The organism is Mucilaginibacter polytrichastri, assembly GCF_001911425.1.
Lineage (GTDB): Bacteria > Bacteroidota > Bacteroidia > Sphingobacteriales > Sphingobacteriaceae > Mucilaginibacter > Mucilaginibacter polytrichastri.
The window spans coordinates 4079345-4100737 of the sequence record NZ_MPPL01000001.1; the positions used below are offsets into that span (position 1 = coordinate 4079345).

Consider the following 21393-nt stretch of genomic DNA (forward strand, 5'->3'; position numbering starts at 1 on the left):
GTGTATTATTTATACATTTATCTTGACCTGGTTTTAAAACCTGTCGCACTTTTCATACCTTTCAAAAGGCAATTCGGAAAGACCCCGACAGGATTGCAAAAACACATCTGCGGTGAACAACTGACAATGCTTAGCGTATAGGAGATGAACAGATAAAAATTCAAATATTATTATTGTATTTTAATTTGGCTCTTGTAAAAGAGTTCGACTCACATTCCCTGATTTCCCATACAATACTATTGCCTTAATGGTAATGTTGAATACCCACCACAATCATGACAGAACTTGAACAATACATAAAATCTTACTTTGGCGTTGTTGAATCGAACGATTTGGACACAATAGTTTCATTTTTTAAAGTAACGACAATTAAAAAAGGAGACTTCTTATTGAGATCGGGTAACCGCTGTAATGGTTTGAGCTTTGTGCATTCGGGGATTCTGCGAATGTTTGCAAGCACTGCCACAAAAGAAGTAACGCAATGGATCTCAACAAAAGGCTATTTCACGGGGGATCTATCCAGTTTTATATTTGAAACTCCTGCCCATTTATCCATTCAGGCATTGGCGGATGCTGAAATTTCAACCATTTCAAAATATAACTATAATCGACTGGGCGATTTGCTACCTAAGTGGCACGAATTTGAAAAATTATTTATTGCCCGTGGTTTTATTACCATGGAACAAAGGATTTTCAGCCATTTATCTATGACTGCTGAAGAGAGATATCAGGCCTTTTTGAACAAAACCCTGCCCTTTTTAACCAGGTGCCTTTACAATACATTGCTTCCATGTTGGGAATGACTCCAGAAACTTTTAGCAGGATAAGAAAAAAACAAAGTCTGTAACTTCTTGATTTTTGTCAAGAGTAATGTTTAAATTTCTTGTCACCTTTACAACTCACAAGAAATCAAAACATTATGTTTATAGGTCATTTTGGCGTTTCCTTCGCCGCAAAAAAAGCAGCCCCCAAAGTTTCTTTAGCCACGCTTTTTATTGCGACACAATTTGTTGACATTCTTTGGCCTTTTTTACTGGTCTTTGGCGTAGAAAAAGTAGCCGTTAAGCCCGGCTATACAAAAACGAACGCCTTTGAATTTCTGCATTACCCCTATACACATAGTTTGTTTATGGGTTTGGTGTGGGGCATCATTGTAGGTGGCATTCACTGGCTGGTGAAGCGTGACAACCGAAGCGCTATAGTTATCGGTCTTTGTGTGCTCAGCCATTGGCTGCTGGATGTTATAGTGCATGTAGCAGACTTACCCCTGTCGCCATTTGGAGATTATAAGGTAGGCCTCGGTCTTTGGAATCATGTAGCCGTTACGTTAATAGTAGAAACTGCGATTTTCTTAGCAGGCGTATTCGTTTATACCAGCGTTACCAAGGCCAAAAATAAAGCGGGTAACTGGGGGCTTTGGACATTGGTTATATTGCTTTTGCTCATTACGCTCTCTAATACTTTCGGCCCCACACCGCCCGACTCTGTTATGGTTTTGTTTTACTCTTTTGTTGTAATGATGGCCATAATCGTTGGCTTGTCATATTGGGTAGATAAAAATAGAGTATTGAATGAACAGTAATAAACACTACCGTTGGCGGCTACTTAAAAGCACCCAGCTTCACGAAAATAATAACCAAAGTAATAAATAATTTATGAAGACATTAGGACTGATTGGTGGGGTTAGCTGGTATGCTACATCTGTTTATTATAAGACGCTTAATCAACTAACAAATCAGCGGCTTGGCAGCGCGCATTCTTCTAAACTACTGCTCTATTCGGTGGACTTTGAAGAATTTAGTTCACTACAAAGTGCAGGCGACTGGGATGCCGTAGAAAAAATGTTATCAGGCATTGCGATACAGCTTGAGCATGCGGGCGCGGACTGTATTGCTTCATTGAGTACTTTTACTTAATTGGACCGTGATGATTTGTAAATCTTCGCTGGTATAATATGACGTTCCTAATGATTTATAACTGCCGTTTTTCTGGCGCGCTATATAGCCTTTAAAACTTCCGCTTGTTGTAATCATAAAACATGGCCCTGCCTCGCCAGGCATCGCCTTTTTATCCAATTGCAGTTCTGACTCCAGGCCTTGAATTGCGCATTTAATAATAATTCTGTCCATTTTTTATTAGTTAAGAAATTACGGGATTAGGTAAAATGGGCAGCTTGGCAAATTTTTGCACTTCCAGGCTGGCAAAGCCGAATTCAGCAACTACCTTGCCGAGTATCAAATAACATCCTGTGCCGCGAAATGGATAAACCGGTGTGTTGTTTGGAAAGTGTACCGTATCAAAGCTGTTCCCTTCTACATCAAGGAAATTACCAAACCACATTCTTTTATTGTTTTTGGTATGAACTGTTTTTTCACATATGTACTGACCTACCATCCTAACCACCTGACCCACATGATTGATCAAATCGTTGGCACCCATTTCGCCACGATAGTCTGTTTGCAGTAGATCAAACATGTTCATACTTAAGGGAAATCCAAGCAATTCCAGTTCATGATATGCGTTCTCCAATTGGGTATTGACCAGAACGGGTAAGGAATAATTCTTTGCCTCCAGGCAAAATAGTTCCGCGTTATTGTTGGGCTTTGCTTTGGCTCCCAATAAAAGATGTATCGCCCATAATAATTCCTTTTTGCTCCTTCCGGTAAACCGGAGCGCGCCTACTCGGATGAGTGTTATCGCGTGTTCCAATCCCATACCGGTTCTTTTGATAAAATCCTCCAGGCTTTGGTATAGTCCGTTTTTCCGGCGCTCTTCCGGGATCAGTTCAATGTATGTTTCGTTCAAACCGTGAATACCCACGAAGCCAAGGTAAACATCTACCCCGATAATATTGACAATGCTGTCGCTGTTATTTACACAGGGCAGATGTACAATTCCCCCGGAGCGCTGCAACTCCTGCACATATAGTGCCCGGTCATAAAATCCACCATAATTATTTAATACCGCCACCATAAATTCCCGTGGGAAGTAGGTTTTCAAATACAGACTTTGGTAGCTTTCCACGGCGAAGCTGGCAGAATGCGCTTTGGAAAAACTGTAACCCGCAAAGGAAGATACCTGTCGCCATACTTCCTTTACAATATCCTCCGGACGGCCCAAAGCAACGGCTTCCTGGTGAAACCTTTCCACCAATCTTTCAAATTCCTTTTTTGAACGGTACTTGCCGCTCATTCCCCGCCTTAAAATGTCAGCATCGGTACCGTCCATCCCTGCAAAATGGATACAAACCTTGATTACATCTTCCTGGTAAACCATCACGCCGTAAGTTTCCTTTAATATTTCTTCCATGACCGGGTGCAGGTATTGCACGGTGTCAGGAGCATGGTGGTATTTGATAAACATTCCCATCATACCTGAACTGGCAACACCTGGCCGGATAATGGAACTCGCCGCAACCAAAACCAAATAACTATCACATTTGAGTTTCCGGTTAAGCTGAATCATCGCCGGTGACTCGATGTAAAAGCAGCCTTTGGTATTACCTTTTCTTAGATTGGCGTTAACTACCGGGTCTTTCATGAAAATTTTGACCTGATGAATATCGATCTTGCGCTGCTGGTTTTCTTCAACCAACTTGACCGCCATTTTGATATGCCCAATACCCCGCTGGCTCAGAATGTCATACTTATCAAACCCGATCTTTTCGGCTTCATACATATCCCACTGTACGGTTGCCATACCTTTTGGCGGCAGGTCAAGTGCCGTATAATACGTAATCGGCTCTTCGGTGATCAATACGCCTCCTGCATGAATGGAGCGCTGGTTCGGCATATTGGCCATCCTTTCATGGATAGCTACGATTTTTCTGAAGGTATCATTGTTTTGGTTGACTGCCGCCCGCGTCTGGTCAGTGAAGCCGTCAATCTCTGACTTAGGCAAACCCATAACCTTACCGATCTCCCGGATAATGCTGCGATCTTTAAAGGTGGACATGGTTCCCAACAAAGCCGTATGCTGACTGCCGTAGCGCTTAAAAATATAATCCTGCACGTCTTCCCTTTCATCCCAGGAATAATCGATATCGAAATCGGGCGGCGAAGTCCGCTGTGCGTTCAGGAACCTTTCAAAATATAAGTCAAGTTCGATAGGGTCAACATCCGTAATTTTTAGACAATAGGCCACAATGCTGTTTGCCCCGGAACCCCGGCCTACATGATAATAGCCCTGAGAGCTGGAGTAACGGATAATATCCCAGGTAATCAAAAAGTAAGCGCAAAAGTCCAGTTCATAAATGACCTTTAATTCATGTTTAACCCTTTTTAGGGCTTCTTTATTGGATTTGCCGTAACGATATTCCATACCGCTGATCGCCAGCTTTTCCAAAAGCTCCCGGTCATTCTTCTTATTGCCGGTAAAGGTTTTACGGTTTAAATTAACCCTGCCTTTGGGATAATCCATCACACAGCGGTTCATCAGGTTCCGGGTGTTGTCAAGTATAAAGGCATACCTGGAAAATTTAGCTTCCAGTTGGCCGGGTGCGAGAAATTTATCTGTGGGGGCACATTTATCCTCAGCAGTTACCTCTGTCAGTACCACGTTCAGATCAATGCTCCGCAAGTATTCATGTAAGCGGTATTCAATTTTATCAGCGACAAATACCGGCTGCAAAGCCACAAGTTTGTCCCTGATAATGCTAAGGTCTTTGTTAAATAAGCTGTTGAGCTGGCCATAATGGATGCCCAGGAATTCGTTTTCTCTCAACGGCTCCTTATGACCATAAGGATAAACGATACAAGCATTTTTAAATGCTGGAGCAAGATTGGGCAAGGTTTTTTGTTCCAGGTTATGCTCCGTGAGGAAATCATTCAATTCCTTCATGCCTTCCTTGTTAAGAGCGATGCCAAAGTAAAGCAATCGTTTATTACTTCTGAATTCCAGTCCTGCGATGGGCTTAATCCCTTTTTCGTCGCACTCCCGCATAAATTCCATGATGCCGGTGGAATTGTTGATATCCGTGAGCACCATCTGGGTCACACCGCAGGCAATAGCTTCCTCCACCAATGCCGGGATTGACATGGTGCCAAAGCGGAGGCTATATTGGGAGTGAACGTTAAGGTACATGGGAATTAAAGGTTTAGATTGATACCGGAAGCCAGTTTTATGGAATCAGGGCCGAACCTGCGGCGTATTTTATCCATCGCCTGGCAAAGGCTGTATTGTTCTTCAGATTCCGAATAGAGGTCGATTTGCTCAAAGCCATTGACCAGATTTGAAAGGCGAACGCCCACCAGCCGGATCAGTAATCTTTTTTGATAGGCCGCCTTGAATAATTCCTTTACCTTTTTAATGAGCGGTCCATCTAAAGCCGTATAAGGAATAACGGCCTGTTTAGTAACGTCTTCCCTTGTGGAATAGCGGACGGTCACAGTGATACAGGCCGTTTGTTTCTTTTTTTGGCGCAGTTCAAAGGCCAGCTCCATCACCATGGAAGTTAACAGGTAATTAATGGCTACCAGATCGATGCTGTCATTTTTGAAGGTTGATTGTGTGCCGATGGATTTTTGCTCCTGATAGGGAATAATCGGCGAGTCATCTATGCCTTTGGCTTTTTGTAGCAGCCAGATGCCGTTCTTTCCCAAAATACTGTTCATATATTCCGGATGGACCTGTGAAAGTTCATAGATCTTCTTAATACCCATGTCGCTCAGCTTAATAAAAGTTTTCTCTCCTAAGCCGGGAATTTTGCGAATGGACAAGGGGTTGAGGAAGGGTTGTACAACGGCTTTTTCGATATTCAGTTCTCCATTTGGCTTACATTCGTTAGTAGCCATTTTGGAAACAGTTTTATTCACCGAAAGGCCGAACGAAATTGGCAACGCCGTTTCCCGGATGACTTTGGCGCGCAATTCCTTTGCATAAAGCAGCGTGCCAAAATGTTTATCCATGCCGGTCATATCGATATAATGTTCGTCGATGCTGGCCTTTTCAATGAGCGGTACATTTTCCTTTAATATCTCAGTGATTTCATGGGAGGCCTTGGAATATTCGTCCATGTTGCCTTTGATCCAAACCCCATGCGGGCAAAGCATCCGCGCCATTCTTGCCGGCATTGCTGAGTAAACGCCGAATTTCCGCGCCTCATAACTGCATGAAGCGACCACGCCACGATCCGAGAGGCTGCCGATGATCACCGGTTTGCCTGTCAGTTCTGGATTTTTACGGACTTCAACGGATACAAAAAATGCATCCTGGTCCATGTGGATGATCTGGCGGTCTGTGCTCATAATGCCTACGGATTTTAGTATTAAAACTTCAGTGTTTAATCATTGTATTTTTTTTGCTTTTATTCGTTCAGAAAACGGATAACAAAACTAATACTAAAAATATTAGCATTTTGTTTATATTTGAAAATAATTTTAGAGCGGGGCTAAATGACTGATAGCTTGTTTTATAACCCATTCCTGCGCATCAAGGAGGACACCCTGAAGAAACTCATGGGGGCGGGCAAGCCTTATGTGGTCATCCAGCGCTTTCAATGGCCGGGCCAACCATCACAAAAAACGTTTTTACTGTCGGCCTATGCGGACGAACAGGAATCAAATTGCCATGAAAAGGAATTAGCACCTAAGGAAGGTAAGGCCCAAAACTTGCTGGACCCGAACCAATACCAGGGCGTAGTTAAGCTGTTGAAAAACGATTCCGGCATTTCAATGTTCTATAATGGTACCATAGATGCCAGGCATGAAAAAAGGCTGCAAAAAGCTTACGTGAAGGGTGTTTCTGCGTATATTCACTATATCCGCATGAAAAAGGAAGATCATTATGATGTGCGTATATTTACGGAGTACGGCCGGCTAAAAGCAGAGATCACCTCGGGTGAACAAAGCCATACCGCCCTTTTTTATGACATGATCAAATAGCTTATGTGCAGAGATATCAGCTTTCATTCAGAAATACAGATAGTCACCCAGGACTTTAAAGGCATTCAACTGGCCCCTAGCCTGTCGCATTATCCAAATGAAATGCTGCACGTAACCTGTGAGGTATTGCCAACCCACCCGATTGTGGTCAACAGGAAAGCTTTAGTATTAGCAAATATGAGCTGGGGTGTGGTACCGACGTTCATTGACGACCCTAACGAGAGACAAAAACAGCGACTAAACTATGTTAATGCCCGCTCTGAACGGATCATTGGAGATAAAAAATCTTATTGGTATAGAATACGTAACAATCGCTGCCTGATCCCGGTTACTGGCATTTATGAGCACCGGGAAGTAAAAGGATTTAAAAATAAGATCCCGTATCATATCAGCCTCGAAGGCCGTAAGGGATTTTATGTGCCGGCCCTTTACCAGGTTAGCCAGGAAGTAGATCAGTATACGGGTGATATTCGAAATTTAGCGTCATTCACCATGATCACGCGGCATGCCAACGAAAAAATGCAGTGGATACACAATGCCGGGGACAATAAGCACCGGATGCCATTATTCTTGACACCTGAAATGGAACAAGCTTGGGTGTTGGATGATCTGGGAGATGATGACATGGATGAGTTTTTCCATTTTGAAATGCCATCGGATGCCATCGCGCATTATCCGGTTTACTCCATTCGCAGCCGTAAGCCGAAACCTGAAGGTATCGTACCAAACGCCTATTATGACTGGGGGAGAAAGCTGCCGGTCTACGGTCAGGAAGAACCACCGCCAGAACAGGCTAGTCTTTTTTAAACTACGCGATTTTGCCTGGTTATTCGATTTTTTTCAGCCGGTATTCGGGGCGAGGGTCGTCTGTGGTGATTTCCATGAAAGGGTAATCCAGGTAAACAGCATACCATAACACCGCATTTGAAAAGATTTGCGTGTCGCCGCCATTCCAACCTTCGGTTTCAAACGCCATCCACTCGCCATGATCATCGCCAAAAACATGCAATTCGCCTTTTGCGGGTCGGAAATCTTCGTTTTCCAGGCTATAAACGTTCAACCTCAACCCGGTAGGTCCGTGAACAATAATATCACGCCGTGCATCAGGTAACAGGAAGTAATTCATGGATAGCATAGCAGGCGGCTGTTCTTGTTATTCATGTAGTCCATTGGGGTTATTCTTCGGGCAAATCGCGCCACTCCTCGTTAATATAAACCAGAAACCGGTCAAGGTTATTCAGCGCATAAGCGATACGCTCATGCCAGGCTTGTTCTTCTTCTGCATCACTTTTTTCAAAAGTCTTATAGTCGAAGCCTTCACTGATACCTAATTCGTCCGGGTCCAGTTCGTCCAGTGGAGTGAGGTCGTCGTCATTAGGTTGGTCTTCGAATTCACTGTAAAAAGAATTGATGACTAATGACTGCATTTCAAGTTTGCCGGGGTAAACTTGGTTGTTGTTTAGCCAGTCCCGGAGCTGCGTTTCTTCTGCGCTTGGTATATCATCTTCCATGCTTAAAGATAAAAGTTTACCGCTAAAAATTAATGTTTTCGGCCTCCGTTTGCACTTTATCTACGTTCCTGTAGCTACCTGTTAAAGAAATAGTTGCTGCTGATCGGTGTAGTAAGTAGTGCGTCCGCCAATTTTATCAGTTTTAATAGGCTCACCTTTTCTGGTAGCTTTTAAAAGCGGACTGTGTATTTCCATAAAGTCTTTTAGCTCACCTTTCAGGTTATTGCCATTGGCTTCGCCAATTTCCTTAATTGCCTTTTGCAATACGGTCCCGATACTCTTGAATAGCTTATCAATCTCTTTTACAGGTATGGCTTTGGCGGTTGAAAAGGGGGACAGAACCGCATGGTAAAGAATTTCATCAGCGTAGGAATTGCCGATGCCACGCATGGATTTTTGATCCATGAGCAAAGTTTTGATGACGGTGCGCTTTTTAGATAACAGATCAACAAACGCCTTTTTGTCCAGATTAAGTGCATCAGGTGCTGCGACCGGTTGGGGATTGAGTGTCGGTGTTGCCTGCTTTTGCAGATCGATGACTGCAAAACCATCACCTTGTGCAAAATGAAAAGCGAGGATCTGAAAGCGGGGTTTTTCATTGTTCTCAATGGCAACTAATTCGCCACGCAGCATCAGATGGAGGCCAAGCACCTGGTCATTGGAAAAATGGAACTGCAACGTTTTGCCTTCGCGGGTGACGTTGGTTAATTTTTGGTTTTCAAGCGCGTCCTGTAGATCTTTTGCGCTCACATTTAATTTGCGGTGCTCAGTTACTTCCAGTTGTTTCAGCGTTTTTCCTTTGAAACGGTGATTCAGTATTTGTGCAAAAACGGTAAGGTCAGGTAATTCAGCCATGTCGTGTTAGCAATAATGGGCTTCGATGCGTTCGCCTATTCTGTTGATCATTTTTGCACTAAGCGGTGTTCCGCTGGCTTGTTGCCAGGTGCCGTTTCCGTGATTAAGTTCAGCGATAAACTGTCCATCCCGTTCTAAGACATATTGCTCCTCATGCGCGGTTACGCGATAGCTGTGTTCTTTCTTTTGCTCCAATTCGCAAAAGGTAAAAGTTTCTAATATCTCCTGCTTTTCCATCCTATTTCTCCTTAGCCGGCACTTCGTCCGAGTGTTCATCAAAATGTTTACGTGCGTGTTTTAAACCGGTGGCGATGGCTTCGCCCTCATCGCCGGTGCTTTTTAAAACTTCGTTCGCGATCTCTACGGCTTTGTCCCGCAAGTATTCGGGTTGGTTCTTATAAGATGGCGGGTAATCTCCTTTAGTCCAGGGCATAATATCTCCTTTTCTTAAACAACAAGTTGACCGGCTTAATGTTTAATCTGTCTTTATACGAACTTTAGCGCTGCCCCATTCGTCATAAACAATAAGGCGCTCCATTGGTTATATCAACATGGAAAATTACCCGATCACCATTAGTGTGGATAAGGAAATACATCATTTCGAGGTGGGTGAATACGCGCACCATGATGATGATAAATGTAAATACAGGGTGTACGAGAACGGCGCTTATGTGGCAAGTTTTACGCCGGATGATCATGATTTTTTGCAAATCTGCCAAAACCCAGGAAACGTTGGCGAGCAAATATTGCACTTCTTGGCTGATAAGATCGAGGCGCACCATCCCCACGGAATTAATGATAATATTAGAAAATTAAAGCTATGAGAAGTATCTGGACAGGTTCAATCGGTTTCGGTCTGGTGAGTATCCCCGTTAAATTATATTCAGCCGTACAAGAGACAAGGCTTGACCTGGATATGCTGGACAGTCGTGACCATGCGCACATTAAATTTCAGCGGGTCAATGAAAACACCAAAAAAGAAGTCCCGTATGATAAAATTGTTAAAGGCTATAAATATGACGATGACTATGTGATCATTGAAGAAGCCGATTTTGAAGCTGCCGCGCCCGAAAAAACCAAAGAGATCGTTATCGAAAATTTCGTGGAGATCGCTGCCGTCAATCCCATGTTTTATGAAACCTCCTATTACACAGCACCGGCAACCAAAAGAAATAAGGCCTACGCGCTGTTGCTGGCGGCATTGAAGAAATCAGGGAAGGCCGGGCTTGCGCGTTTCGTTTTACGCAGCACCGAAAGTTTATGCATTGTGCACCCGGTCGATCAGGCCTTAGTGGTAACACGTATCCGTTTCGCCCAGCAGATCCGCGAGCAGGAAGATCTGGAGCTTGATGAGAAAATTGAGGTAAGCAAGAAAGAACTGGACATGGGCCTGGCATTGATCGAGCAATATACCGAGCCTATGGATTTAACCAAATACAAAGATGAATATCATGATGAATTGATAAAGATCATTGAACAAAAGGCCAAAGGTAAACGCCCGACTATTAAGAAATTGAAACCGGTTAAAGCTAAAGGAGATGATCTTTACGATCAATTAATGAGTAGCTTATCCGCTAAAAAAGGTGCATAATATGATGAATCCGGTGCAAACCAGTATTCCACAGGCGGACGGCAGCAACCGTTACGTGATCATAGAGCCAATGTATGAAAAGGAAGGCGAACGTGGTTGGCGTTCCAGCGGGGAGTATAAGATTTATAAAGACGCATTTGGTGATGAAACTCACTTGTTCACCGAACCGGCAGAGTTTGGCGGCGAAAATGATGATCTGCCCGATGAACAAAACCCGGACTATTTGGGAAAATTCGTATTTGAAAGCGGCAGTATAAAGCACTTTGAGGGACAAGTATTAAGTGTAGCGGAGCAGGCTTACCTTGCCGTGTTCATCGAAAGTTACCAGGTACCCGATATTTAAAAATTACATATGAAAAACCCATTTAAAAAAGAAGATCATACCGGCCTTATCGTTGGTATCGCAGTTGGCATTACAGCGGGCATTGGCCTGGGCTGGTTATTTTTAACCGACAAAGGCGCACAATACCGCCGCCAGATCACCCGGAAAATTAAAGAAGGGATCAGCGATTCAGCGGCTGGATTGATCGATAAAAAAACGATTATCCCGAAAAAAGTCGCGAAGGTAGCAACTGACGCGGTGATCAAAGATTAAGGTTATGAAAAAGGGAACGACATTCATTGCGGTAGCAGCGGCTGCCGGAGCGGCTGGAATCGCGTACGCGCTCTGGCCTAAGAAGAAAATCCCGGCTGGTGCTATCGTTGACCCTTTTGATAAGGAACGATACCTTGGGAAATGGAACGAAGTAGCCCGATTGCCCAATCTGATAGAAAAGGATTTGCGGGACCTGACCGAAGAATATTCATTGAATGAGGATGGGACGATCAAGGTCGTGACCCGCGCATTCAATCAAATGAAAAACAAACCGGTGGAAGCCACGGGCACCGTTAAATTTAAAAGTGCTGAAACCCGTGGTCAATTAGAGGTCGCCTACTTCCTGCCGATCTATCTTGACTATAATATACTGGACATTGATGATAATTATCAGTTTGCGTTAGTATCAGGTAGTGGGCTGGGCTACTTGTGGCTATTGTCCCGCGAAAGCAGTATGCCGGAGGAAATGAAACAACGATTTTTACAAATGGCGATTAGCCTGGGTTTTGACATCAGCAAATTGGAATGGATGGATTATTGATCCGTCTTAGCAGAAATATCTTTAATCACTTCGTCCAGTTCCGATGTGCTTTTTTCAAGCATGACGCAAAGTTCTTGTACGCGTTCATCAGATTCCTGTTGTATCATAGTTGAAAGGCCAATAATATTCGCGAGCGGTTTACGGACCTGGTGGGATTGGATAAAGCCGATTTCTGTTAGCCTGGTACGTGTTGTTACTACTTCTGTAATATTGTATCCTATGCAAAAAATGCCGTCAGGCTGTCCTTGTTCATTAAAAAGCGCCTGCATCTCCCATTGTGTTGTAACATAACCGCCTATGCCGTCATGCTTGCGCAATGTTGCAGCACATAGTTCCCCAGGCGCTCCAAAACACGCCGCGCCTACCCGTTCGCAAATAGCTATATCTTCGGGATGTAAAGTCACGCTGAAAGCCGCGCCCAACAAGGTCCCGCCTGTAAATCCAAAATTCCTGTCATAGTTTTTACTTACGTAAGTATATCGGCCATCCATTCCGATAGCGATGGTATAAAAAAATAAGGAGTCTTTTAGGAATTGATTGATCTGCAGGAAATAGTCCATGAATTGGTAACAGGGATATAGCCTTTAGGTTTGCGCTGAAATTTTGACAGCGAAAACTGAAAAAATTTCAGTCATCAGGGGTTGGCACAGGGGTTGTAATATATGTTACAGTTTAATTAATTTATTGTTCAACTTTAAAAAAGAGAAGGCCATGACCTTAGTTAAATTCAACAACAAACCAGCTAACACTTTAATGCCAGGCATTGATGATGTGTTCAATTCCATTTTCAACGACACTTTCTTTGGCGACCGTATGGTGAGCCGCGTTCCCGCCGTTAACATCAGCGAAAGCGAGTCACATTATCATGTGGAACTAGCTGCACCAGGTTTAAAGAAAGACGATTTTAAACTGAACCTGGAACGCAACAGCCTGAGTATTTCTGTGGAAAAATCCGCTGAGCAACAAGACCAACAAAATAATTACAGCAAACGCGAATTTGGCTACAGTTCTTTTGTGCGTTCGTTTACCCTGCCTGATAGCGCGGACCACAGCCAGATCGACGCTTCCTACACTGATGGCATTTTACGTATAGATATCGCAAAACGTGAGGAAGCTAAAATGGTACGCCGCCAGATTGAAATTAAATAAGAGTAATAGTTTATTAATTAAAAGGGCTCCTGCTTTGCAGGAGCTTTTTTTTATGGCAAATGAAAACACAATTTTATATCTTATTGAGTTTAAAAACGCCTAAGGGCTTCGTGAACTATGGTCAATATTTTATTGGTAATAACGGAGAAGCCGCCGAGGGATTATTCAAGCAGTTAAAAGGAACCAGTCCGGTCGATCAGGCGATGCTGCATGTTGACCTGATGGAAATGGTTGATGAATTACCGGTTAAAATTAAAACGATTGGCTGTACGCTGGACGAGTTGTGCGAAAACACTAAACTAATTACACGGGAAATATTCCGTTTACAGAACCTGAAGGAAATCAATTAGCTGATATACCCAATAATTGCAGCGTACGCACGTCTTTCTCACCGCCGTAAAATTTATCCAGCACTTGCCCGAACACGGGAAAGGTTGCCGGTACCGCATCGAACAAGGTCATGGAGGACTTCAACTTCAGGTGGTCAGGGCTACCGAATATTTGGTAGGCATCATTCGTCGCCAATTCCAGCAAGGCTTTGCAAATATTGACCAAGCGTAAGCTAAGTTCCTGGTCCATCAGGAATTCTGTCGCCTCGTGAATGTCTTTAATGGCATAGTGTCTCGCGATATCCGTTTTGCCAAGGCCGTCTATTTGCGGAAAAATAAACCACATCCAGTGGCTGGTTTTGTGGCCGCTTTTTACTTCCATCAAGGCGGTTTCATAATCGCGGTCCTGGGCTTCTTTAAAGCGTTTTAAATTATTGCTCATCTTATCCCGCCTTTTCTTCCAGAAAACTAATCAAGTGCTCTTCCAATAATTCTGCGTTATAATCCGACTCCGTCGCCATTAAGGTAACGGTCAGTTCCACATCTGTTACCGTGATATTGAGCGCCGGGCCTTCGATTACTTCAGGAAATGATACATTGATCTCATCGAACACATGCGCATATTCGATAGCCAGGTTAGAACCCAATTTTTGGTTGATATAATCCGCGAAGTCTGTTTTTAATAAGTCAAACAGCTTTTCTGCGCTAAGTGGCTGAACGTTTTTAATACTTGTCATATAATTAGACAAGCGATAGGATGGTATTAAGTTTCGATTGATAGGAACTATATATTTAGAATGGTGTTATTAGGGCGTGAAGATCGCTACCTATAATATCAACGGCATCAACGGCCGGATTGAGAATTTGCTGCGTTGGCTGGCAGATGCAAAACCGGATGTGGTTTGTTTACAAGAACTGAAAGCCGAAGATCATAAATTTCCTGAGCGGGCATTACTGGATGCTGGCTACCATGCGATTTGGCAAGGCCAAAAAAGCTGGAATGGTGTGGCTATTCTTTCACGCTATGGCGAAATACAGGAAACCCGCCGTGGCCTGGACGGTGATCCGAATGATTCCCATAGTCGTTATATCGAGGCGTTTATTAATGGAGTGGTTATCGGCTGCCTTTACCTGCCAAACGGCAATCCGTACCCTGGTCCAAAATTCGACTACAAACTCAAATGGATCAAACGACTTACGGCTCACGGCAAAAAATTGCAGGGTTTTGGTTTGCCAGTCGCACTCATTGGCGATTATAATATTATGCCGACGGAACTCGACACCTATAAACCAGAAAAATATGTAGATAATGCTTTGTTCCGCCCTGAGTCACGCAAGCTTTGGCGGGAATTGTTAAAAACTGGTTGGACAGACGCTATCCGAAAATTATACCCTAATGAGCGCTTTTACACCTTTTGGGACTACCTGCGTAACGCCTACGGCCGGGATGCAGGTTTAAGATTGGACCATTTCCTGCTTAATAACTTACTGGAAGCAAGATTAGTTTCCGCCGGAGTTGATAAAGAAGTCCGGGGCTGGAAACATACCAGCGACCATGCACCTGTTTGGATCGAACTCAGCGAAGCGTAAAGTCATGTCAGATCAACCCAGTTATCTTAATTTTGACAAAAGTAAATATGCCTGGCACCCGAATATTGATTACCGGGCCGAACCGGAACAATACCGCGTAGGCAAAGGCGAACAGGGCGTGCTTATCTGTGAGCCTTACAAAAGTGAGATTGGCCTATACTGGCGGTTTAGAACTGAAGCAATTGCTAAAGAAAGCAGTGCAAAAATCTATGGCCTATTCTTAACTTACCTATCTGACGATGATTTCGTCGGTGCCGATATGGCGCGCAAGTATCTCCAAATGGGTTTCACCCGAGCGCGCCGGTATGCAAATTACAAAGGCGGAAAAAAATACGACGCCGAAAGAAATTATGCGCAATTAGAACGGGGTACAGGCGATCCCGAAAAGGCCGCGGCGGCCCGTATATTCTATGACTGCTGGAAGGCTGCTGAAGCTACAGAAACCTATGCCGCAATGAAAAAACAATGGAAGCATGAAAGGGGATAAAAAACACGACCTCCCGCAAAAGATTTGCATAGTTTGCGGTAGACCGTTTTCCTGGCGTAAAAAATGGGAAAAGGTTTGGGAAGAAGTTAAATACTGTTCGGACAAATGCAGGAAGAACCGCGCCAATAGTACTGTTGGTTAGTTTTTTCCTGTTATCCGAATATGCTTTGTGCTTTTTTAATTGTTTTAGCCAGATCTATACCTTCACCTAACACGCCTTTAAACAGATCTCCGGTTTCTTTGAGGCGATTCAAAGCATTATCGATGTTGAAGTGCTGAATGGTCAGGCCGGGTTTTACCTCATCCCAGGTGAGCGGCATGGAAACCGTCGCACCTGGTTTAGGCCTTAATGAATAAGGGCCGGCAATAGTCGCACCAGGTCGGTTTTGTAAAAAGTCAAGATACATTTTGCCTTTACGGGCAGCAATGCTGCGTTCAAGGCTGGTAAAATCCGGTATTTCTTTGTGTACCAGTTTGACAATGATGTTGGCAAACATCTGGGATTGGTCGTAGGTATATTTACCCTCCAATGGAATGTAGATGTGCATCCCGGTTGACCCGGAAGTTTTTGGGTAAGATGGTACATCTATAGCATCCAATATTTTTTTGACTTCCAGTGCGGCTTGTACTACCTGGTCATAAGTATGTTTATCCGGATCAAGATCAATCACACAATAATCGGGATTGTCCGGGGTATCCGCGCGGCTAAACCATGGGTTGATCTCGATGCAGCCTAAGGAGTTCATCCATAGCAGGCTTGCCTCATCAGTTGCTACTAAGTATTTGGTTACTTTTCCTTCTCCTGTTACATGATCAAATGTTTTGGCCCAATCGGGTGCTTTATCAGTTACATTCTTTTGGTAGAAGCTCTGTCCGTGTATGCCGCCTGGAAAGCGGTTTAAAGACATAGGGCGGTCTTTCAGGTAAGGCATCATATACTCGCCTACCTTATAATAATAATTAAGCATCTGGCCTTTGGTGATCTTATCCTCCGGCCAATATAATTTCGTAACGTGATTGAATTTAAGGTCGTGCCCGCAAACCTTTTTGGTTTGGGAGTCCTCAGTAGGGTTCAGTAGAGTTTTACGTTCATTGGTTTTAACCGGCTCCAGTTTCAGGTCCGTCTCTTTCGCTTTGGCTTTTGCCTTTGCTTGATGTGTTTCTTTGGCAGATGGCGTTTCTGTAGTCTCTATGTTTATATTTTCCGATTCAGCAATGGTTTCTTCTGTGTCCACCGGGGTTTCCAAAACGACATCTTTCGCTTTTTTGTCATTGCGCATCCCCTTAAATGATGCCTGGCGGAATACGCCATCGCTGGTCACTTCCGCAAAACCTACTTCGCAAACCAGTTCAGGTTTTAGCCAGGTCGGTTTTGCGCCCATGCGCTTCGGGCGGAAACGGGTAGGCTTGTCGACATCCACTTCATAGTTGAATGGGCTATCATCCGTGATCAGCGGTTTAAATTGCGCCATCATTTCTTTTTGCAGTTTATCGGAAAAGCCAGTACCAACCTTGCCTACAAATTGCAGTTCCTTGCCTTTATAAACGCCAAGCACCAATGCGCTGAATGATTTACCAGTACCTTCGTTTTTGGTATATCCCGCGATCACTACTTCCTGCCTGCGCTGTACCTTAACTTTCAGCCATTCTTTACTGCGCAGGTCAGAAGTGTACACGCTATCAGCTTTTTTGGCGATGATACCTTCCAAACCCATTTTTTCTGCAGCGGCGAAAAAGTCGATACCGTTTGCATCGAATACTTTGCTTTGGCGGATATGGTCGTTATCAGTCGGGAGAATTGATTGCAGGATCGCCTGCCGTTCAATGAGTGGCAGGCCCATCAGGTTTTTGCCCTCATACCAAAGGATATCGAAAATGTAAAATACCAGGTTGCCGTCAGCTTCGCTCCGCCAGTTTTGCATCGCGCCAAAATCGGATATACCCTTTTCATTGAGTACCATCAATTCCCCGTCGAGGACGGCGTTTATGCCCCATTTTGCCAACGCAGCGTTGATCGGGTAATATTTTTCAAAGGGCAGGTTTTTGCGGGAGATCAGCGAAACTTCTTCTTTTTGAATATTGGCGATGGCACGATACCCGTCCCACTTCACTTCGAAAAGCCATCCCGGCTCGTCAAAAGGCTCGTCTACTAAAGTCGCCTTCATCGGCGAAATGCTACCTGGCACTTTTGATTTCGGAGCAGACTTAAGTATGGCTTTCAAATCGATATCCGGCGTATCTTCCGTTTCTACCTCGTCTGCCAATTCTTCATCAGGTACCACATCTTCTTCATGGCCGTTCTGCCACACCTTTTCACTGGTTTTTTCCATCGTTTCAATGGTCTTACCAGAAAGTACGGATTTGTCCTGCTTAGTAATATCCTTATCGGTGGCAAACTCATCCTTATGCTTGATCATCAGCCAGCCGTTCTCACCCATGCCGTGCGTTTTAACCATAGCAAATTCGCCATTAAGTTTTTCGCCATGCAGTTTGATTTTTAGCTGGCCGGAAGCCAGTTGCTTCAGCAGGTGTTTTTCCTGCGCCTTTTTCCCCTTGATCGGTTCAATCGGCTCATAGGTACCCTCGTCCCAAACGATGACCGTCCCTCCACCATATTCCCCTTTCGGAATGATACCCTCAAAGTTTAAATAATCGAAGGGATGGTCTTCGACCATCATAGCCAGGTGTTTGACCTTTGGGTCGAGGCTTGGCCCTTTTGGTATTGCCCAGCTTTTTAATACGCCATCCATTTCCAGCCGGAAATCATAATGCAGCCTGGAGGCATCATGCTTTTGTACTACAAAAATCAAGTTGTCTTTGTCTTTACTTTTCCCGGCTTTGGGTTCTGCGGTCTTTTTAAAGTCCCGCTTTTTGGCGTATTCGGTAAGACCCATTTGCTATTTTTTTAGTTCACGCTTTACATCCAACGCGGCAGTTCCGGCAGCCAAGACTGCTGCTTTTACTTTTTCCTGGGATACATTGAATTCCCTCGCCCAAAATTCAAGGGCGTAGGCGTCATCAATATCTACCGAACGAGTATCCGGCGTGTTAACCTTAATTTTTCTATTCATATCTTGTATGATCCCCGGACAACAAAGCCCCTTGCGGGGCTTTCCTTATTTTTTTCCTTCAAGTTTCTTTTCAACCACAGCACGTTTGTTACTGCCGGTAGCCTTTTTGGCTTCTTCTACCTTTTTAGGTGATGTGCCTTCTTTCTTTGCTTCATACTTTAATTCATGTGGTTGTTCCGATACGGAACTCCGCTCCACTTTTGATCCTCTTGTTGCCATAGTTTCATTGTTTTACATGTCTATTGATAACAAGGTAACAAACACACTGTTTTAACCTCTAATTTATTTTATTTCAAGTGATAGGTATGATTATATTTCAGATTGAAAGGTTACTTATTCCACAATACCATTTATCTTTTGATGTAAATTGAAAAACAAAACGGCTATTGTTTTTCAGGCAAAATCAATTTACTTTTGGGTGTGCTTGTTGGTAAGCCCGCTCGTCCGTGCAAAGATCTCATCATCCAATTATTAGATAATATAAACTTATACCAGGCTTATTATCGAACCACAGATTACGGACGCAAATTTCAGGTAATCGGCTTGGTTAACGTAAGGATATATTATGAACCACATCGATTTTTTCAAACTTCAAGCAAAAAATCTCCATCGAGATTACAAAACCAAAAAAACTATTTCAGCTGAGAATGGCAAGTCATATTTGGAATATGAACCAAAATTCTTTGACATCGATGCCATTTTCGAGGACTACGAAATCGACAATGAAGATTTCAGTCTGATGAGCGCGCAACACCTCGTAGCAAAAATGCTCAGGCTTAATAAATGGTCGGATTTAATAAACGCCACCAAGCCTCAACTGGAATTAGCAAAGCTGAAATTTATCAATCAAAATAAAATTCCTTTAGTGGAATGGGACATCCAAGTCGCGGGTGTCGAGCGCGAACATGATATGGTTTTCGACCCTAATGATGAATTGGATTACTACAAATATTGCCTCAGTCATTATGATGAATCTGTCATATTTTCTCCCACTTATCTTTTAGATAAAAGTTTAGCCGAAATGACTGATAATGAAAGCGACGAACCACGGAAAGTGTATGACCCTGAAACAAGCGTAAAAATTACTTCCCTACCGTTGAGTGAGGCAGATCGTGCTGAATTTGTAGAGATGGCAAACGGTGTCTTTGATTACGTCATAGAGCGTATGGAACCACTCCATCCCGAGCCAACCCGCAAACTTTGGGATGCTGAAGGTTTCGTGGATAATCTTTTGAATGAGGAAATGCTCCCTATTGATCGTGAGCAATTATGGACAATGTTCGAACATTTTTTGATTGGACATGTGGCAAATTTGGCTGCGCAGGCAGACGAAATGATTACCAAGATGAATTAGCATAAGCAATTTCGGAGCTTTCCTGACAAGAATGAGCGTAAATGCCCTCAATATTAATACAGTGTTGAGGGCATTTTTATTTATAGTTCCAATGTTCATTAATAATGCGCCGGCTGTTCAGGCGGGAGCCTTGCAATCATTATTCATTTATCTTTAATTGCTGTTCATCGGTTACGATGATTTCAGGTTTACCCTTGTAGTCGATCACCTTCCCCGATACGGTGATAATTTTACCTTCCAGGTCTTTGAACTTATCCTTCGCGCCCTCTCTTAACACAAGGGTTAGCAACTGATCAGGATAGGCAGCGCCAAGATTAACCAGGGTCATTTCACCCATTGTTCTTGTGCTGTAGGCTTTTGCTGTTAGCGACACCCATTCATTCAGGTGCGAAGCTGCATCTTTAATATCGATCACTTTAGGAACGTTGGCTGCCATTGGTGTTCCGATATGCGTTTCAGCTTTACCCGTAACCGGATAGGCAGCAAATATTTTATTAAGCTCACCCGCTAAACGGATACCCGCCATCTCGATACGCTGCTGCACCACCGGGATATTCGCCTGGTAATAGGCATCATCCAGTTTGTTGCTCTTTGCTACATCGCCATAAATCTTGGTACTGACCTGGTAGCTTTCCCATAGCCACTGCATGGGGCTATCTTTTTGCCATTGGGCTATTTGTTGTGGATTGGCATTGTCATAATCTTTGGCCATCTGATCAAATGTTTTCTTTCGCGGCCGATCAGCCCGCTGTCCCATAGGCTATGAAGGTTACTGCCTTTACTGTTAAATTGAACTTGTATGGTGTTGCCGCCTTTATCTTCCGCACGGCTGACATGCATGGGCTGGTGGCTATCACCGATGAAATGTACCAGGAATTTCAGTGCGGTGGCTTTTTCCTCATTACTCGTCGTATTACTTTTTAATTGTTCTTCGCAGTGCTATATCGCGCCATAGACATTATCTGCACCCTGTTTTTTTACCTCCTCAGAAAATTGCGCAAAGGAATAACCCAAAGGCAGATCTACATAATGCCAGGGACCGGTTTTTTTATATTCCGGCGTATTCCTTACTTCATCCGCCCAGGATGCAATATCTCCAATGGCCTGATCACCAAGCAATGCCTTAATTGAGTTTTTAGCAGCCGGGTTAAGATGAGCCTCCGCAATCGTGGCCACTGTCTTATGGCCTACACTTCCCCACGAAATCAATATCACCGCAACAAATACCATCAAAATGGTCCATACACTTTTCTTCATGGTCCAAAGATAAAGAGCCAAAGGTTAACATCGTGTTAACATCCTTTAGTAGTTTAAACCCTGAGATCTTCCGGATTCATTCTCCCTTTAATTTTTCCTAAAAAAATCCTCAAAATTAGGGCATCCCCTTCGGGCCTGGCTTTCCGCTATATCTTCTACGAAGGATGCCGCTGCAATCCATG

The 21393-nt window shown here is 43.7% G+C and carries 30 protein-coding genes and 1 pseudogene; 16 read left to right on the forward strand and 15 right to left on the reverse strand.

The annotated features are described in order from the left end of the window. Nucleotides 1–275: 275 nt before the first annotated feature. The 3 genes from RG47T_RS17350 to RG47T_RS17360 all read left to right on the forward strand — a co-directional run bounded on the left by RG47T_RS17350 (nt 276) and on the right by RG47T_RS17360 (nt 1916). A complete protein-coding gene (locus RG47T_RS17350; RefSeq protein WP_216351070.1) occupies nt 276–803 on the forward strand; it encodes a Crp/Fnr family transcriptional regulator in 528 nt (175 codons plus the stop codon). A gap of 116 nt (nt 804–919) precedes the next feature. Beyond that, nucleotides 920–1582: a metal-dependent hydrolase gene (locus tag RG47T_RS17355; RefSeq protein ID WP_074490687.1), complete on the forward strand. Its 663-nt coding sequence runs from the start codon at nt 920–922 to the stop codon at nt 1580–1582. Nucleotides 1583–1655: 73 nt separating this feature from the next. Then, entirely contained in the window at nt 1656–1916 is a 261-nt protein-coding gene (locus tag RG47T_RS17360) for an aspartate/glutamate racemase family protein (RefSeq protein ID WP_074490688.1), read from the forward strand. Here the strand turns inward: RG47T_RS17360 and RG47T_RS17365 are convergent. Genes RG47T_RS17365 through dinB form a run of 3 tightly spaced genes read right to left on the reverse strand, consistent with a single transcriptional unit; the run spans nt 1896 to nt 6245 of the window. Next, nucleotides 1896–2129: a hypothetical protein gene (locus tag RG47T_RS17365; RefSeq protein WP_074490690.1), complete on the reverse strand. Its 234-nt coding sequence runs from the start codon at nt 2127–2129 to the stop codon at nt 1896–1898. The two genes, RG47T_RS17360 and RG47T_RS17365, sit on opposite strands and share 21 nt — an antisense overlap. 10 nt (nt 2130–2139) lie before the next feature. Then, nucleotides 2140–5082, reverse strand: a complete 2943-nt coding sequence (locus tag RG47T_RS17370) for a DNA polymerase III subunit alpha (RefSeq protein ID WP_074490691.1) — start codon at nt 5080–5082, stop codon at nt 2140–2142. A 5-nt stretch (nt 5083–5087) separates the two neighbouring features. Continuing rightward, a complete protein-coding gene (dinB, locus tag RG47T_RS17375; protein ID WP_074490692.1) occupies nt 5088–6245 on the reverse strand; it encodes a DNA polymerase IV in 1158 nt (385 codons plus the stop codon). A 147-nt stretch (nt 6246–6392) separates the two neighbouring features. Between dinB and RG47T_RS17380 the strand changes: the two genes are divergently transcribed. Then, nucleotides 6393–6881 (forward strand): hypothetical protein, encoded by a 489-nt coding sequence (locus RG47T_RS17380; protein WP_074490694.1) that lies wholly within the window; start codon nt 6393–6395, stop codon nt 6879–6881. A 3-nt stretch (nt 6882–6884) separates the two neighbouring features. Beyond that, entirely contained in the window at nt 6885–7688 is an 804-nt protein-coding gene (locus RG47T_RS17385; RefSeq protein WP_074490696.1) for an SOS response-associated peptidase, read from the forward strand. Between the two features lie 19 nt (nt 7689–7707). Here RG47T_RS17385 and RG47T_RS17390 read toward each other — a convergent pair whose 3' ends face one another. The 5 genes from RG47T_RS17390 to RG47T_RS17410 form a co-directional block, all read right to left on the reverse strand. After that, nucleotides 7708–8016 (reverse strand): hypothetical protein, encoded by a 309-nt coding sequence (locus RG47T_RS17390; protein WP_139235726.1) that lies wholly within the window; start codon nt 8014–8016, stop codon nt 7708–7710. A gap of 40 nt (nt 8017–8056) precedes the next feature. Then, on the reverse strand, nt 8057–8392 hold the full coding sequence (locus RG47T_RS17395) for a hypothetical protein (RefSeq protein WP_074490699.1): 336 nt from the start codon (nt 8390–8392) through the stop codon (nt 8057–8059). A gap of 81 nt (nt 8393–8473) precedes the next feature. Further along, entirely contained in the window at nt 8474–9247 is a 774-nt protein-coding gene (locus RG47T_RS17400; RefSeq protein ID WP_074490700.1) for a DNA-formamidopyrimidine glycosylase family protein, read from the reverse strand. A gap of 6 nt (nt 9248–9253) precedes the next feature. Beyond that, nucleotides 9254–9484 (reverse strand): hypothetical protein, encoded by a 231-nt coding sequence (locus RG47T_RS17405; RefSeq protein ID WP_074490701.1) that lies wholly within the window; start codon nt 9482–9484, stop codon nt 9254–9256. Between the two features lies 1 nt (nt 9485). Next, entirely contained in the window at nt 9486–9680 is a 195-nt protein-coding gene (locus RG47T_RS17410) for a DUF2188 domain-containing protein (RefSeq protein ID WP_074490702.1), read from the reverse strand. A gap of 118 nt (nt 9681–9798) precedes the next feature. Between RG47T_RS17410 and RG47T_RS17415 the strand changes: the two genes are divergently transcribed. The 5 genes from RG47T_RS17415 to RG47T_RS17435 are packed head-to-tail and all read left to right on the forward strand — an operon-like array spanning nt 9799 to nt 11974. Next, nucleotides 9799–10071, forward strand: coding sequence for a hypothetical protein (locus RG47T_RS17415; protein WP_074490704.1), 273 nt, complete (start codon nt 9799–9801; stop codon nt 10069–10071). Then, entirely contained in the window at nt 10068–10838 is a 771-nt protein-coding gene (gene ku, locus RG47T_RS17420; RefSeq protein ID WP_074490706.1) for a non-homologous end joining protein Ku, read from the forward strand. Before RG47T_RS17415 ends, ku begins: the two co-directional genes overlap by 4 nt. A 1-nt stretch (nt 10839) precedes the next feature. Next, nucleotides 10840–11181, forward strand: coding sequence for a hypothetical protein (locus RG47T_RS17425; RefSeq protein WP_074490708.1), 342 nt, complete (start codon nt 10840–10842; stop codon nt 11179–11181). Between the two features lie 9 nt (nt 11182–11190). Further along, entirely contained in the window at nt 11191–11433 is a 243-nt protein-coding gene (locus RG47T_RS17430) for a hypothetical protein (protein ID WP_074490709.1), read from the forward strand. Nucleotides 11434–11437: 4 nt separating this feature from the next. Further along, complete coding sequence (locus RG47T_RS17435) at nt 11438–11974, forward strand: lipocalin family protein (protein ID WP_074490711.1); 537 nt, start codon at nt 11438–11440, stop codon at nt 11972–11974. Here RG47T_RS17435 and RG47T_RS17440 read toward each other — a convergent pair. Beyond that, nucleotides 11968–12534, reverse strand: coding sequence for a PAS domain-containing protein (locus tag RG47T_RS17440; RefSeq protein ID WP_074490713.1), 567 nt, complete (start codon nt 12532–12534; stop codon nt 11968–11970). The genes RG47T_RS17435 and RG47T_RS17440 overlap by 7 nt on opposite strands. Nucleotides 12535–12685: 151 nt before the next feature. Here RG47T_RS17440 and RG47T_RS17445 point away from each other — a divergent pair, with 151 nt between their 5' ends. Beyond that, nucleotides 12686–13123 (forward strand): Hsp20/alpha crystallin family protein, encoded by a 438-nt coding sequence (locus tag RG47T_RS17445; protein WP_074490715.1) that lies wholly within the window; start codon nt 12686–12688, stop codon nt 13121–13123. 59 nt (nt 13124–13182) lie between these two features. Next, complete coding sequence (locus tag RG47T_RS17450) at nt 13183–13473, forward strand: hypothetical protein (protein WP_074490717.1); 291 nt, start codon at nt 13183–13185, stop codon at nt 13471–13473. Here RG47T_RS17450 and RG47T_RS17455 read toward each other — a convergent pair. Continuing rightward, nucleotides 13466–13894, reverse strand: coding sequence for a DUF1810 domain-containing protein (locus tag RG47T_RS17455; RefSeq protein WP_074490718.1), 429 nt, complete (start codon nt 13892–13894; stop codon nt 13466–13468). The genes RG47T_RS17450 and RG47T_RS17455 overlap by 8 nt on opposite strands. Nucleotide 13895: 1 nt before the next feature. After that, complete coding sequence (locus RG47T_RS17460; RefSeq protein ID WP_074490720.1) at nt 13896–14189, reverse strand: hypothetical protein; 294 nt, start codon at nt 14187–14189, stop codon at nt 13896–13898. Between the two features lie 76 nt (nt 14190–14265). On the opposite strand from RG47T_RS17460, the gene xth reads away from it, so the two are divergent. Genes xth through RG47T_RS17475 form a run of 3 tightly spaced genes read left to right on the forward strand, consistent with a single transcriptional unit; the run spans nt 14266 to nt 15671 of the window. Beyond that, a complete protein-coding gene (xth, locus tag RG47T_RS17465) occupies nt 14266–15042 on the forward strand; it encodes an exodeoxyribonuclease III (protein ID WP_074490721.1) in 777 nt (258 codons plus the stop codon). 4 nt (nt 15043–15046) lie between these two features. Further along, a complete protein-coding gene (locus RG47T_RS17470; protein ID WP_074490722.1) occupies nt 15047–15529 on the forward strand; it encodes a DUF4385 domain-containing protein in 483 nt (160 codons plus the stop codon). Continuing rightward, nucleotides 15516–15671: a DUF2256 domain-containing protein gene (locus tag RG47T_RS17475; RefSeq protein WP_074490724.1), complete on the forward strand. Its 156-nt coding sequence runs from the start codon at nt 15516–15518 to the stop codon at nt 15669–15671. Before RG47T_RS17470 ends, RG47T_RS17475 begins: the two co-directional genes overlap by 14 nt. 10 nt (nt 15672–15681) lie before the next feature. Here RG47T_RS17475 and ligD read toward each other — a convergent pair whose 3' ends face one another. The 3 genes from ligD to RG47T_RS25790 are packed head-to-tail and all read right to left on the reverse strand — an operon-like array spanning nt 15682 to nt 18819. Beyond that, entirely contained in the window at nt 15682–18423 is a 2742-nt protein-coding gene (gene ligD, locus RG47T_RS17480) for a DNA ligase D (RefSeq protein ID WP_074490726.1), read from the reverse strand. 3 nt (nt 18424–18426) lie between these two features. Next, the gene (locus RG47T_RS17485; RefSeq protein WP_083627449.1) at nt 18427–18600 is read right to left on the reverse strand and encodes a DUF3606 domain-containing protein; all 174 of its coding nucleotides are present in this window, start codon (nt 18598–18600) and stop codon (nt 18427–18429) included. Nucleotides 18601–18645: 45 nt separating this feature from the next. Next, the gene (locus RG47T_RS25790) at nt 18646–18819 is read right to left on the reverse strand and encodes a DUF3606 domain-containing protein (RefSeq protein ID WP_139235725.1); all 174 of its coding nucleotides are present in this window, start codon (nt 18817–18819) and stop codon (nt 18646–18648) included. A 346-nt stretch (nt 18820–19165) separates the two neighbouring features. On the opposite strand from RG47T_RS25790, the gene RG47T_RS17490 reads away from it, so the two are divergent. After that, nucleotides 19166–19954: a hypothetical protein gene (locus tag RG47T_RS17490; RefSeq protein WP_074490727.1), complete on the forward strand. Its 789-nt coding sequence runs from the start codon at nt 19166–19168 to the stop codon at nt 19952–19954. A gap of 139 nt (nt 19955–20093) precedes the next feature. Here the strand turns inward: RG47T_RS17490 and RG47T_RS26820 are convergent. Further along, a pseudogene (locus RG47T_RS26820) lies at nt 20094–21211 on the reverse strand (S1/P1 nuclease). Between the last annotated feature and the right edge of the window lie 182 nt (nt 21212–21393).